Genomic DNA, 13686 nt, shown 5'->3' on the forward strand with positions numbered 1-13686 from the left:
CCCATGTGTTCGATCTTCGGAATGTTCGGCCTGCAGGCCGGCGATGACCTCACCGCGCTGCGCCGCCACGCGTTGGACCTGTCGCAACGCCAGCGCCATCGCGGCCCGGACTGGAGCGGGGTATACGTCGATGACGGTGCCATCCTGGTCCATGAGCGGCTGGCCATCGTCGACCCGGCCGGCGGCTCGCAGCCGCTGCTGTCCGACGACGGCAGCCTGGCCCTGGCGGTCAACGGCGAGATCTACAACCACCGCGAACTCAAGGCCGAACTGGCCCAGCCGTATGCGTTCCAGACCGGCTCGGACTGCGAGGTGATCAACGCGCTGTACCAGCAGGACACCCCGGCGTCGTACCTGAACCGCCTCAACGGCATCTTCGCGTTCGCGCTGTGGGATCGGACCCAGAAGCGCGTGCTCATCGCGCGCGATCCGATCGGCGTGGTGCCGCTGTACTGGGGCCACGACAAGGACGGCCGCCTGCTGGTGGCCTCCGAACTGAAATCGCTGGTGGATACCTGCGCCGACGCCGCGCAGTTCCCGCCCGGCCACTGGTATGACAGCGCGACCGACACGCTCACCCGCTACTACGAGCGCCCGTGGCGCGACTATGACGCGGTGGAAGGCGTCGACGCTGATCGCGTTGCACTGCGTGAAGCGTTCGAGCGCGCCGTGCACCGCCAGCTGATGACCGACGTGCCCTACGGCGTGCTGCTGTCCGGCGGTCTTGATTCCTCGCTGGTAGCCGCCGTGGCTGCACGCTATGCCCGCCATCGCATCGAAGATGGCGACCAGAGCGAGGCCTGGTGGCCGCGCCTGCATTCGTTCGCCATCGGCCTGAAGGGTTCGCCCGACCTGGCCGCCGCTGCCATCGCCGCCGAAGCGCTCGGCACGGTCCACCACGGTTTCGAGTACACCTTCGAAGAAGGGCTGGATGCACTGCCCGACGTGATCCGCCACGTGGAAACCTACGACGTCACCACCATCCGCGCCTCCACCCCGATGTTCCTGCTGGCGCGACGGATCAAGGCGATGGGCGTAAAGATGGTGCTCTCCGGTGAAGGCAGCGACGAAATCTTCGGCGGCTACCTGTACTTCCACAAAGCGCCCAACGCCCGCGAATTCCACGAAGAGCTGGTGCGCAAGCTGGATGCGCTGAACAACTACGACTGCCTGCGCGCCAACAAATCGATGATGGCCTGGGGCGTGGAGCCGCGCGTGCCGTTCCTGGACCGCGAATTCCTCGACGTGGCGATGCGCATCGATGCGAAGCACAAGATGGTCGGGCCGGGTGCCGGTGGCGCGCGCCGGATCGAGAAAGCGGTGCTGCGCGAGGCGTTCGAAGGCTACCTGCCGGATTCGATCCTGTGGCGGCAGAAAGAGCAGTTCAGCGATGGCGTGGGCTATGGCTGGATCGATGGGCTCAAGGCGCACGCCGACGCCCAGATCAGCGACCGGGTGATGGCCGCAGCGGACAAGCGCTTCGTGCACAACCCGCCGCAGACCAAGGAGGCGTATTACTACCGCCACGTGTTCGAGCAGTACTTCCCGACCCAGGCCGCGGCCGAAACCGTGCCCGGCGGCAAGTCGATCGCCTGTTCGTCGCCGGCCGCGATCGCCTGGGACGCCAGTTTCGCCAGCATGGCCGACCCGTCCGGCCGCGCCGTTGCGGGTGTGCATGAGCAAGCCTTGGCGGGGTAGCGCCGGCCGTTGGCCGGCCCTGGCAACGGTCGCAGCGTTCATGTGGGCCGGCCAACGGCCGGCGCTACCGGGTAACATTCCCCCTTCATGCATTGGGGAATGTTCATGGACGTACAGACCGGAGGCAGCGTGCCGCGGATGAAGTGGGGTTGGCATTACCTGGCCTGGGCCGGGATTCCGCTGGTCATCGGCCTGGCGCTGGCGCGTTATGCCGGACCCGAGCTGCCGGCCGTGGCCGCCAAGGCCGAACCGGTGGTGGGCAGCGACTGGGCCCACCACCTGGCCTCGCCGTTGGGCCTGTTCCTGCTGCAGCTGCTGGTGCTGCTGGTGGTCGCCAAGGGCGCGGGCGCGCTGTTGAAGCGGCTGGGCCAGCCGGCGGTGATCGGCGAAATGGCCGCCGGCCTGATGATGGGCCCGCTGGTGCTGGGCAGCCTGCTGCCGGGCCTGCACGGGGCGCTGTTCCCGGCCAGCTCGCTCGGCCCGCTGGGCATGCTCAGCCAGCTGGGCGTGCTGATGTTCCTGCTGGTGGCCGGTGCCGAGCTCGACCTGGGCGGGCTGCGGGGCCGCCGCCGTTTCGCCTTCACCGTCAGCCATGCCGGCATTGCCGTGCCGTTCGTGCTGGGCGTGCTGCTGGCGATCTGGCTGTATCCCGAACACGGGCCGCAGGGCGTGGGCTTCACCGCCTTCGCGCTGTTCGTGGGTATTTCGCTGAGCATCACCGCGTTCCCGGTGCTTCTGCGCATCCTCGCGGACCGTGGCATCACCCAGACCCCGCTGGGGCAGACCGCGATTGCCTGCGCGGCGCTCGGCGATGCCACCGCATGGTGCCTGCTGGCCCTGATCGTGGCCGCCGCCCAGGCCACCGGCTGGGCGCCGGCCAGCCTGAGCCTGCTGTGCGTGGTGGTGTTCATCGCGCTGATGCTGGGCGTGGTCAAACCCTGGTTCTCGCGCCAGGTGATCCAACCGGGCAGCGAAGGCCGCTGGCTGCTGGGCATGCTGCTGCTGTCGCTGGGCAGTGCACTGGTTACCGAAGTGCTGGGCATCCATGCGCTGTTCGGCGCGTTTGCCGCCGGCGTCGCCGTCTCGTCGAATGCGCAGCTGCGCGGGTTGTTGATCGCCCGGGTCGAGCCGTTCGCGGTCACCCTGCTGCTGCCGTTGTTCTTCGCCATGACCGGCCTGCGCATGCGCGCCGATGCGCTGCAGGGCAGCGACCTGCTGCTGTGCGCGGTGGTGATCGCGGTGGCCACGCTGGGCAAGCTGTTCGGCACCTGGAGCGCCGCGCGCAGCGCAGGCATGGGCAACCACGAGGCCTGGAAGCTGGGCGCGCTGATGAACACGCGCGGCCTGATGGAGCTGATCGTGCTCAACCTGGGCTACGAGCTGGGCTTCCTCGGCGACCGCCTGTTCGCGGTGCTGGTGATCATGGCGCTGGTGACCACCGCCATGACCGGACCGTTGCTGAGCTGGATGGAGCGCTGGAAGGTGCGCGCGTAACCACCGGATGGCGGTACGCGCGACGGCGTGCGCGACGGTGTAGAGCGGACTGTCAGTCCGCTTCCTTGCCGGGCTCCAGCACCAGCGTGTAACGCACCTTGCCCGGCAGGAACGGCGTCGGCCTGCCGTGCACCCAATCTTCGTGGCCTGCGCCCCAGAACGGCGACAGCGGATGGCCGCTCTGGCCGCCGGGCATGTGGATGATCCCGTCGGCTTCATGCCCGGGCGATACCACCATGCGTTGCGAGGCACCGAAGGACGGGCCCTGCACGCGTGGCAGGTTGCTGTCGCCGGGCAGCGCATCGGCCGGCATGCACAGCCACGGCCGGGCGAAGGCGGGCAGGGCGCGGCTGATCGGGTGGCAGATGGCCGCCGTGTTGCGCTCACCCCAGGTGCGCCTGGAGAGGTCCGCTCCCTTTTCCGCCAGCTCGGTCTCCGCCTGCCGCGCCGCATCGGCCAGCAGCGCGTTCCAGTCCGCGTACGGTGCCGGCAGGAGATGCGCGGGCTGTTCGCTCACCAGCGGCCAAAGAACACCCTCGACCTGCGCCAGCTTCGGCTCCAGGTAGTCTTCGCCCAGCGATTGCTTCGCCGGCGCGAGCAGCGCAGTGGTGATGATGTCCTGCACCTTGCTGCGGAAGCCGCGTGCGATCCGGTAGCTCACCGCCTCGGCCGACGCGTGGCCTTCCCACTGCCGGCTGGCTGCCTCCAGGCGCTTCAATGCCGGGTCATCGCTGTATTCGACCACCTGCCGCAGCAGGGTCCACCAGCGTTCAAGGAATACCGCGCGGTCGTCCAGCTGGATCGCCAGCAGGTCGCGTTCGCTGAAACGCTGCTTCGCGTTGAGGTCGTCGCGGATCTGCCGCCCACGCGCGCCCAGGTCGTAGCCGGCGTTGCCGGCCACTGCCAGGTCGGCGCCATCCAGCACGCGGCCGTTGGCGGTCCACAGCCGCTGGCTGGGCGGATCTACCAGGGCAGGCGACTGGTCGCTGCGGATCGCCCACGGCGCGCAATGGGCCGGTGCGACGGTGGTGAAGCCGCTGGGCGGGCAGTCCGCCGCGCGATCCGGGCGGGCGCCGATCAACCGCCACGCGATGCGGCCCTTCGCGTCGGCCAGCAACAGGTTCTGGGTGGGAATGCCGGCGCGGTCAGCGATCTTCAGCGCATCGTCGAGGTCACCGGCCCGCGCCATGTCGGCGAACGCCATGCTGACCGCGCCCGGCAACTGTGCGGTCCAGCGCAGCGCTTCGCCGCTGCCATCGGCGCGCTCGCGCAGGATCGGGCCCCACGCGGTTTCGCGCACGCGCAGGCTTACGTCGGCCCCGCCGGCCACCCGGATGCGCTCTTCGTGCACCTGGACGCCTTCCGCGCCTGCGGCGACAGGCATGAAGTCGGCGTTGTCGATGTAGCTGTTGGTGAAGCCCCAGGCCACATGGCCGTTGCTGCCGACCACGATCGCCGGCAACCCGGGCAGCGAGAAGCCGCTGACATCCACCTGGCCGTCCGGTGCGGCGGGGTCGGGGTAGCGCAGGCGTACCCGGAACCACAGGTTCGGCGCGCGCAGGCCCAGGTGCATGTCGTCGGCGAGGATCGCGCGGCCATCGGCAGTCAATGCGCCGGCCACCGCGAAGTTGTTGCTGCCATGCACGTCCTGCCCGGCGCGTTCGCTGGTGCCTTCATGCGCGGTGGATACCGACCGTTGGTCGTTACGCAATTGGAGCGCATCGGCGGGCGGCAACAGCGCATTCCCACGCGCCTCGCCGAACAAGGGCGCATCCCATTCGCTGCCGTCGTGGCTGAGCAGCGCGTACAGCGCCGGTGGTTCCACCTCACGGATCCGGCGCATGGCCAGCTCGTTCTCGTTGGTGGGGTCCTGCAGGTCCGCGTACATGGCCAGCCCGGCCAGCACCGAATCGGTGGCGGTCCATGCGGTCGGCTGCTGGCGCAGCAGCAGGTACGGCCAAGGGCGCACGCGCAGGCTGCCCAGGCCGCGGTTGACGCCTTCCACGTAGGCCTGCACCACCTGCGGGCGCTCGCCCAGCGCCTGTGCAAGGTGCGCATCGGTGCGGGCACGCAGGCGATGCACCCGCATGCGCTGGTCGGTGGGCACGGCAGCCGGACCGAACAGCTCGGACAGCTCGCCGGCCGCCGCGCGGCGCATCAGGTCCATCTCGAAATAGCGCTCCTGCGCATGCACCAACCCCAGTGCCCGCATCGCATCGGCCTCGCTGCCGGCATCGATGGTGACCACGCCCAGCGCATCGCGGCTGACGCTGACCCTGGCCTGCAACCCGGCCACGGACTGTTCGCCTTCCAATGCCGGCAGGCTGCCGCGCAGCAGGAACCAGGCCACGCCGATCACGACGACCACGATCCCGACCAGCACCCCGAACGCCCACGCACCCCGTTTCAGCCAACGACGCATCCCACACTCCCCGAAGAAGGTCATGCAGGCCGCCCCCACCTGCGCCTGCGCATGCAACTGATTCCGATTAGATCACGGCGATCCGGGATAGGGCACCATGGCTCCCATCGATTCACAGGAGCTCCCCCATGAAAGGCCATCCCGACGTCATTGAATGCCTGAAGGAACTGCTGCGCGGCGAACTTGCCGCGCGCGACCAGTACTTCATCCACTCGCGCCGCTACGAGGACCAGGGTCTGTTCGCGCTGTACGAGCGCCTCAACCACGAGATGGAGGAGGAGACCCAGCACGCCGACGCGCTGCTGCGCCGCATCCTGTTCCTGGGCGGCAACCCGGACATGCGTCCGCACGGCTTCGAGCCGGGCGTGACCGTGGAAGAAATGCTGCAGAAGGACCTGGACACCGAATACAGCGTGCGCAACAACCTGGCGGCCGGCATGAAGCTGTGCGAACAGCACCAGGATTACGTGAGCCGCGACATGCTGCTGGTCCAGCTCAAGGACACCGAAGAAGACCACGCCTGGTGGCTGGAACAGCAGCTGGGCCTGATCAAGCGCATCGGCCTGGCCCTGTACCAGACCAGCAAGATGGACGCGAAGGGCACCGCCGCCCATTGAGGTGCCGGTAGCGCCCGACCGTGGGTCGGGCGGAACCCACTGCCAGCCAGCCACAAGCCAGCCAGCGATGGATACAAAAAAAACCGGGGAAATCCCCGGTTTTTTCTTGGGCGATCATTCCACCGACAACCCTTCCACCTTCTGCCACCCACGCGGCAGCAGGTGCCCGCGGCTGGCGCGGCTGCCGAGGTAGGCCTCCAGGTCCTTGTACGACAGGTTCATCGTGCGCTGCCCGCTGCGCACCAGCAGCGTGTTGCCCGGGCCCACCGCCACCACCGCGACCACGCGCTCGGTGGCCAGCTTGGCCTTGGGGATTTCGATGATCTTGTTGCCCTTGCCCTTGTCCAGTTCCGGCAGGTCGCTGGCGGGGATGGCCAGCAGGTTGCCCGAGCTGGTCACCGCCACGATGCGGTCGGTGTCCGGGTTGGCGACCACGGCCGGGGTCAGCACCTTCGAACCGGAGGTGAGGTTGAGCATCGCCTTGCCGGCCTTGTTGCGCCCGGTCAGGTTCTCGAAGCGGGTCACGAAGCCATAGCCATGCGTGGAGGCCAGCACGAAGCGGGTGGCGTTTTCGCCGCTGGCCAGGGTCATGAAGGCACTGCCCGGCGCCGGCGAGAAGCGGCCGGTGAGCGGCTCGCCGTTGCCACGTGCCGAGGGCAGGGTATGCACCAGCGTGGAGTAGGCGCGACCTTCGCTGTCCAGGAACGCCACCTGCTGCGTGCTGCGCGCACGCACCGAACCCAGCAGGGCATCGCCGTCGCGGTAGGACAGGGTGGAAGGGTCCATGTCGTGGCCCTTGGCCGCGCGGATCCAGCCCTTTTCGGACAGCACCACGGTCATCGGCTCGCTCGGCACCAGCTCGGTTTCGTCGATCGCCTGCGCCGCGCCACGCTGCACCAGCGGCGAACGGCGCGCGTCGCCGAACTTCTTCGCATCGGCCACCAGCTCGTCGCGGATCAGCTTGCGCAGCTTGGCCTTGCTGTCCAGGATCGACTGGATCTTGTCGCGTTCCTTGGCCAGCTCGTCCTGCTCGCCGCGGATCTTCATTTCTTCCAGGCGCGCCAGCTGCTTGAGCTTGGTTTCCAGGATGTATTCGGCCTGGTCGTCGCTCAGGCCAAAGCGCGCGATCAGCGCCCGCTTGGGTTCGTCCTCGGTGCGGATGATGTGGATCACTTCATCCAGGTTGAGGAACGCCACCAGCAGGCCTTCCAACAGGTGCAGGCGACGCTCGACCTTTTCCAGGCGATGGGTGAGGCGGCGGGTCACGGTGGTACCGCGGAACTGCAGCCACTCGCTGAGCAGCATCTTCAGGTTCTTCACCTGCGGACGCCCGTCCAACCCGATCACGTTGAGGTTGACCCGGTAGCTGCGCTCCAGGTCGGTGGTGGCGAACAGGTGGCCCATCAGCTGTTCGGCATCGACACGGTTGGAACGCGGCACCAGCACCACCCGCACCGGGTTGGCATGGTCGGATTCATCGCGGATGTCTTCCAGCCACGGCAGCTTCTTGGCGCGCATCTGCGCCGCGATCTGCTCGATCACCTTCGAGGGCGAGACCTGGAACGGCAGCGCGTTGATGACGATGTTGGTGCCGTCCTTGAAGAACGTCGAGCGTGCACGCACGCTGCCGTAGCCGGTTTCGTACATGGTGCGCAGGTCGGCGGCCGGGGTGATGATCTCGGCCGCGCTCGGGTAATCCGGGCCCTTCACGTGTTCGAGCAGGTCGCCGATGCTGGCCTCGGGGTCATCCAGCAGGTGCAGCAGCGCGCTGACGATCTCGTTGAGGTTGTGCGGCGGTACGTCGGTGGCCATGCCGACGGCAATGCCGGTGGTGCCGTTGAGCAGCAGGTGCGGCAGGCGTGCCGGCATCCAGGTCGGCTCTTCCAGGGTGCCGTCGAAGTTCGGGGTCCAGTCGGTGGTGCCCTGGTTGATTTCGCCCAGCAGCACTTCGGCGATCGGGGTCAGCTTGGACTCGGTGTAGCGCATCGCCGCGAACGATTTGGGGTCGTCGGTGGAACCAAAGTTGCCCTGGCCTTCGATCAGCGGGTAGCGGTACGAGAACGGCTGGGCCATCAGCACCAGCGCTTCGTAGCAGGCGCTGTCGCCGTGCGGATGGTACTTACCAATGACGTCGCCGACGGTGCGCGCGGACTTCTTCGGCTTGGCGGCGGCGTTCAGCCCCAGCTCGCTCATCGCGTAGATGATGCGGCGCTGCACCGGCTTGAGGCCGTCGCCGATGAACGGCAGCGCACGGTCGAGCACCACGTACATCGAGTAGTCCAGGTACGCCCGTTCAGCGTATTCACGCAGGGGCAGCTGTTCAAAGCCGTGGAAAGCGGGGCGGGCTAGATCGGTCATGCGGGATTGTTACCTGTGGCAAGGGACGGCGACGGCTGTCGCCCTCGCAGGCGGTCGATTATCCGGATGCGGCGTGGGATGCCAAGCGATGTGAAGGAATCGGGGCCGGGCCGTTGTCCTGAATGGGGCAACACTGCATTTCCTTCCAGATTAAATATTTCCATTGAGAAATATATTTTCCGGAAGTAAAGTGCGTCCCCATGATGATCTGCCCCGATACCACGCCGCCCAGCCTGGGCCTGCTGCTGCGCCAGGTGCGTGACGGCCTGATGCGCCAGCTGGACGTTTCCATGGCCGAGGAAAACCTCGATATCGGCTTCACCCACTACCTGGGGCTGAAGGTGCTGTCGTTCCGCGCGCCCTGTACCGCCAACGAACTGGCACAGGCCCTGGACCAGGTGCCCAGCGCGGTCACCCGCCTGCTGGACAAGCTGGAAGCGCTGGGCTGCGTCCGCCGTGAACCGCATGCGCAGGACCGGCGTGCGCTGCAGATCGTACTGACCGACGAGGGCCGCCAGCTGTGGGCCCGCCTGAAGCAACGCGGCGACGCGGTGATGGACGACGCCATGCGCGACCTGTCCGCCGACGAGCGCGCGCTGCTGCTTTCCCTGTTGACCCGTGTCCGCGACTCTCTGATTACGCCATGACTTCCATACCTGATCGCACCTCATCGCTGCGCCCGCTGCGGCCGGCGCTGCTGTCCGTGCTGGCGCTGGCGCTGGCCGCCTGTGCCAGCACCGGCGGCCTGCAACCGCACGGCCAGCTGCTCGACGCCGACAGCCTGCAGACCCAGCGCACCCTGGCCGGCCACACCCTGAGCCCGTCGGCATTCCCGGCCACCGACTGGTGGCGGGCGCTGAACGACCCGCAGCTGGACGCCCTGATCGCCGAAGGCCTGCAGCGCAATCCGGGTCTGGAGGCGGCGGATGCGCGCCTGCGCCAGGCGCGTGCCCAGATTGGCACCGCGCATGCCGACCGCCTGCCCAGCGTGTCCGCTTCCGGCGGCTACACCGGCGTGCGCCTGCCCGAATCGATGGTGGGTGACGAACTTGGCGGCAGCTATGCCGGCAGCGGCCAGGCCTACCTCAGCGTCAGCTACGGGGTGGACCTGTGGGGCGGCAAGCGTGCTGCGTGGGAGGCGGCGGTGGACAGCGGGCATGCCGCGGCCGTCGACGCGCAGGCCGCGCGCCTGAACCTGTCGGCCGGCATTGCCGAAGCTTACGCGCAGCTCGGCTATGCGTGGCAGCTGCACGATGTGGCCAGCGAAGAGCTGGACCGCTCGCAGAAAACGCTTGACCTGACCCGCCAGCGTCGCGCGGCGGGCATCGACAGCGACCTGCAGACCCGCCAGGCCGAAGCCCGCATTCCGGCCGCGCAGCAGCAGCTGCAGGCCGCGCAGCAGCAGATCGACGAGGCCCGCACCGCGCTGGCCGCGCTGGTCGGGCAGGGCCCGGACCGTGGCCTGCAGATCGAACGCCCGCAGCCGCTCAACCCGCTGGCACTGCAGCTGCCGGGCGTGCTGCCGAGCGAACTGCTGGGTCGTCGCCCGGACATCGTCGCCGCACGCTGGCGGGTCGAAGCGGCCGGCCGCGAGATCGACGCGGCCAAGGCGAAGTTCTATCCCAGCCTCAACCTCACCGCGCTCGGCGGCGTGGTCGCCAGCGAAGTGGACCAGCTGCTCAAGAGCGGCTCGACCTTCGCCTTCATCGGCCCGGCGCTGAGCCTGCCGATCTTCGACGGTGGCCGCCTGCGTGCCAACCTGGACAAGACCGACGCGCAGTACGACCTGGCCGTGGCCGACTACAACCAGTCGGTGGTCACCGCACTGCGCGAGGTGGCCGACCAGGTCAACGCGGTGCGTTCGCTGGCCGACCAGGCCGCCTCGCAGGCGCAGGCCGTCGCCACCGCCCGCGCCGCGCATGACCTGGCGCAGCAGCGCTACAAGGCCGGCATCGGCAGCTACCTGGACGTGCTCAGCGTGGAAGCGCAGCTGCTGCAGTCGCAGCAGCAGCTGGCCTCGCTGCAGTCGCGGCAGATCCTTGTTTCGGTTCGGCTGAGCCAGGCGCTGGGCGGGGGCTTCACCCCGTCCGGCGACACCGCCACGCTCGCCACCGCCCCCGAATCCACGCATTCCTGAGAGTCCTCCCATGAGCCAGACTTCCGCTCCTGCTGCCGCACCGGCAGCCCCCTCCCGCCGTGGCAAGCTGCTGCGTGGCCTGTTGGCCATCGTGGTGCTGCTGCTTGCCGCTGCGGCGCTGTGGTACTTCATGTTCGGCCGCTGGTTCGAAGAGACCGACGACGCCTACGTGCAGGGCAACCAGGTCCAGATCACCCCGCTGGTGACCGGTACCGTGGTGGCGATCAACGCCGATGACGGCATGCGCGTCGAGCGCGGCCAGCTGCTGGTGCAGCTGGACCCGGCCGACACCGAAGTGGCGCTGCAGCAGGCCCGTGCCAACCTGGCCCGGACCGTGCGCCAGACCCGTGGCCTGTACCGCAGCGTGGAAGGCGCGCAGGCCGAACTGAGCGCGCGCCAGGTCACCCTCAACCGTGTCCGCGAAGACTTCGCCCGCCGCAAGGGCCTGGCCGCCACCGGCGCCATCTCCGATGAAGAGCTGGCGCACGCCCGCAACGAGCTGGCCGCCGCCGAAGCGGCCGTGGCCGGCTCGCGCGAAACCTTCGAGCGCAGCAACGCGCTGGTCGACGACACCGTGATCGCCACCCAGCCGGACGTGGAAGCGGCTGCCGCGCAGCTGCGCCAGGCCTACCTCAACAACGCCCGCGCCGGCATCGTCGCGCCGGTCAGCGGCTACGTGGCCCGTCGCTCGGTGCAGGTGGGCCAGCGCGTGCAGCCGGGTACCGCGCTGATGGCGGTGGTGCCGACCGAACAGATGTGGGTGGAAGCCAACTTCAAGGAAACCCAGCTGCGCCACATGCGCCTGGGCCAGGAAGTGGAGCTGCGCTCGGACCTGTACGGCGGTGAGGTGAAGTACAAGGGCCGCATCGACAGCCTGGGCCTGGGCACCGGTTCGGCGTTCTCGCTGCTGCCGGCGCAGAACGCCAGCGGCAATTGGATCAAGATCGTGCAGCGCGTGCCGGTGCGCATCGCCATCGATGCCAAGCAGCTGGCCGACAATCCGCTGCGCATCGGTCTGTCGATGAAGGCGGAAGTGAGCCTGCGCGACCAGAAGGGCACGGTGCTGCCGACCACCACGGCCAAGGGCCAGGTGTTCGACACCGACGTGTATGCCAAGCAGCTGCACAGCGCCGACGACGTGATCCACGAGATCATCCAGAGCAACCTGCCGCGCACGGCAAAGGCAAGCTGAGGCCACCATGTCCGCACAAGCTCCCGCCGCGCCCGGCCTGCCGGGCGCGCCGTCGGCGCCAGGTGCGACCGGCGCGTTCCGGCCGGCCAACGTGGCGTTGTGTACGGCAGGCCTGGCCATGGCCTCGTTCATGCAGGTGCTCGACACCACCATCGCCAACGTCTCGCTGCCGACCATCGCCGGCAACCTCGGCGCCAGTTCGCAGCAGGCGACCTGGGTCATCACCTCGTTCGCGGTCAGCACGGCCATCGCGCTGCCGCTGACCGGCTGGCTGAGCCGCCGCTTCGGTGAAACCAAGCTGTTCATCTGGGCCACGCTGTCGTTCGTGATCGCGTCGCTGCTGTGCGGCCTGGCGCAGAGCATGGGCATGCTGGTGGTATCGCGCGCCCTGCAGGGTTTCGTGGCCGGTCCGATGTACCCGATCACGCAGTCGCTGCTGGTCTCGATCTACCCCCGCGAGAAACGCGGGCAGGCGCTGGCGCTGCTGGCGATGATCACGGTGGTGGCGCCGATCTGCGGCCCGATCCTGGGCGGCTGGATCACCGACAACTACAGCTGGGAATGGATCTTCCTGATCAATGTGCCGCTGGGCATCTTCGCGGCGCTGGTGGTGGGCAACCAGCTGAAGGGCCGTCCGGAGCAGATCGAAAAGCCGAAGATGGACTACGTGGGCCTGATCACGCTGGTCATCGGCGTGGGTGCGCTGCAGCTGGTGCTGGACCTGGGCAACGACGAGGACTGGTTCAGTTCGCCGACGATCGTGGTGCTGGCCTGCATTTCGGTGGTGGCGCTGGCGGTGTTCCTGATCTGGGAACTGACCGACAAGGATCCGATCGTCGACCTGCGGCTGTTCCGCCACCGCAACTTCCGCGCCGGCACGCTGGCGATGGTGGTGGCGTACGCGGCGTTCTTCAGCGTGTCGCTGCTGATCCCGCAGTGGCTGCAGCGTGACATGGGCTATACGGCGATCTGGGCGGGACTGGCGACGGCGCCGATCGGCATCCTGCCGGTGATCATGACGCCGTTCGTAGGTAAGTATGCATCGCGGTTCGACATGCGCTGGATCGCATCGTTCGCGTTCGTGTTCCTGTCGTTCACCAGCTTCCTGCGTTCGGGCTTCAACCTGCAGGTGGACTTCGCGCACGTGGCGGGGGTGCAGCTGATCATGGGCATCGGCGTGGCATTGTTCTTCATGCCGGTGCTGCAGATCCTGCTGTCGGACCTGGATGGCCGCGAGATCGCGGCAGGTTCGGGCCTGGCCACCTTCCTGCGCACACTGGGCGGCAGCTTCGCGGCATCGCTGACCACGTGGCTGTGGGCGCGCCGCACGCAGGAACACCATGCGCACCTGACCGAAAGCATTTCCGGCTACACGCCGGGCATGCAGGAGAAGGTGGCGGCAATGGGGCAGGGCGACCTGCAACATGGTGCAGCGGCGTTGAACAACATCATCAACCACCAGGCATCGCAGATGGGCTTCAACGACATCTTCTTCCTGCTGGGCTGGATCTTCCTGGCCATCATCGCGTTCCTGTGGCTGGCCAAGCCGCCGTTCGGCGCCGGTGCCGGCGCGGCGTCTGCCGGCGGGCATTGATGGTGTGAATTGCTGAAACGAAAACCCCCGCTGAAGAGCGGGGTTTTTTTGTTGCGACAGCTAAAGGCAGCGTTTCAGTTTTTCCGTGCTGGGGAGGCCGACGGGCAGCCCCTTACGGGACACGCCGTAAATACATCCTTGTAGGCTTGGCAAAAACATCCATGTTTTTGACAG

Annotated in this window: 9 protein-coding genes; 7 read left to right on the top strand and 2 right to left on the bottom strand. The window is 67.9% G+C overall.

The annotated features are described in order from the left end of the window. Positions 1-3 precede the first annotated feature (3 nt). Complete coding sequence (gene asnB / locus SOM39_RS16165; protein WP_320458902.1) at positions 4-1698, top strand: asparagine synthase B; 1695 nt, start codon at positions 4-6, stop codon at positions 1696-1698. A 99-nt stretch (positions 1699-1797) separates the two neighbouring features. Then, complete coding sequence (locus tag SOM39_RS16170) at positions 1798-3192, top strand: cation:proton antiporter (protein WP_320458903.1); 1395 nt, start codon at positions 1798-1800, stop codon at positions 3190-3192. Positions 3193-3244: 52 nt separating this feature from the next. Here the strand turns inward: SOM39_RS16170 and SOM39_RS16175 are convergent, their stop codons facing one another. After that, positions 3245-5614, bottom strand: a complete 2370-nt coding sequence (locus SOM39_RS16175) for a penicillin acylase family protein (RefSeq protein ID WP_320458904.1) — start codon at positions 5612-5614, stop codon at positions 3245-3247. Between the two features lie 128 nt (positions 5615-5742). Between SOM39_RS16175 and bfr the strand changes: the two genes are divergently transcribed. After that, positions 5743-6231 carry a bacterioferritin gene (gene bfr, locus SOM39_RS16180; RefSeq protein ID WP_093533183.1) on the top strand — a complete coding sequence of 163 codons (489 nt, stop codon included), beginning with the start codon at positions 5743-5745 and terminating at the stop codon, positions 6229-6231. A 114-nt stretch (positions 6232-6345) separates the two neighbouring features. Here bfr and parC read toward each other — a convergent pair whose 3' ends face one another. After that, positions 6346-8589 (bottom strand): DNA topoisomerase IV subunit A, encoded by a 2244-nt coding sequence (parC, locus tag SOM39_RS16185; RefSeq protein ID WP_184127244.1) that lies wholly within the window; start codon positions 8587-8589, stop codon positions 6346-6348. Between the two features lie 203 nt (positions 8590-8792). On the opposite strand from parC, the gene SOM39_RS16190 reads away from it, so the two are divergent. Genes SOM39_RS16190 through SOM39_RS16205 form a run of 4 tightly spaced genes read left to right on the top strand, consistent with a single transcriptional unit; the run spans position 8793 to position 13512 of the window. Beyond that, positions 8793-9236: a MarR family winged helix-turn-helix transcriptional regulator gene (locus SOM39_RS16190; RefSeq protein WP_068854598.1), complete on the top strand. Its 444-nt coding sequence runs from the start codon at positions 8793-8795 to the stop codon at positions 9234-9236. Beyond that, positions 9233-10726, top strand: a complete 1494-nt coding sequence (locus SOM39_RS16195) for an efflux transporter outer membrane subunit (RefSeq protein ID WP_093533184.1) — start codon at positions 9233-9235, stop codon at positions 10724-10726. Before SOM39_RS16190 ends, SOM39_RS16195 begins: the two co-directional genes overlap by 4 nt. A 10-nt stretch (positions 10727-10736) precedes the next feature. Next, entirely contained in the window at positions 10737-11918 is a 1182-nt protein-coding gene (emrA, locus tag SOM39_RS16200; RefSeq protein WP_217537334.1) for a multidrug efflux MFS transporter periplasmic adaptor subunit EmrA, read from the top strand. 7 nt (positions 11919-11925) lie between these two features. Continuing rightward, a complete protein-coding gene (locus SOM39_RS16205; protein ID WP_068850548.1) occupies positions 11926-13512 on the top strand; it encodes a DHA2 family efflux MFS transporter permease subunit in 1587 nt (528 codons plus the stop codon). Positions 13513-13686: the final 174 nt, after the last annotated feature.

The organism is Stenotrophomonas sp. CFBP8994 (assembly GCF_034044835.1).
GTDB classification, from domain to species: domain Bacteria; phylum Pseudomonadota; class Gammaproteobacteria; order Xanthomonadales; family Xanthomonadaceae; genus Stenotrophomonas; species Stenotrophomonas rhizophila_A.

Bases quoted from the DNA above. Each gene is read 5' to 3' on its own strand.
- asnB (WP_320458902.1), top strand. From the start codon at position 4: ATGTGTTCGATCTTCGGAATGTTCGGCCTGCAGGCCGGCGATGACCTC.
- SOM39_RS16170 (WP_320458903.1), top strand. From the start codon at position 1,798: ATGTTCATGGACGTACAGACCGGAGGCAGCGTGCCGCGGATGAAGTGG.
- SOM39_RS16175 (WP_320458904.1), bottom strand. From the start codon at position 5,614: ATGCGTCGTTGGCTGAAACGGGGTGCGTGGGCGTTCGGGGTGCTGGTC.
- bfr (WP_093533183.1), top strand. From the start codon at position 5,743: ATGAAAGGCCATCCCGACGTCATTGAATGCCTGAAGGAACTGCTGCGC.
- parC (WP_184127244.1), bottom strand. From the start codon at position 8,589: ATGACCGATCTAGCCCGCCCCGCTTTCCACGGCTTTGAACAGCTGCCC.
- SOM39_RS16190 (WP_068854598.1), top strand. From the start codon at position 8,793: ATGATCTGCCCCGATACCACGCCGCCCAGCCTGGGCCTGCTGCTGCGC.
- SOM39_RS16195 (WP_093533184.1), top strand. From the start codon at position 9,233: ATGACTTCCATACCTGATCGCACCTCATCGCTGCGCCCGCTGCGGCCG.
- emrA (WP_217537334.1), top strand. From the start codon at position 10,737: ATGAGCCAGACTTCCGCTCCTGCTGCCGCACCGGCAGCCCCCTCCCGC.
- SOM39_RS16205 (WP_068850548.1), top strand. From the start codon at position 11,926: ATGTCCGCACAAGCTCCCGCCGCGCCCGGCCTGCCGGGCGCGCCGTCG.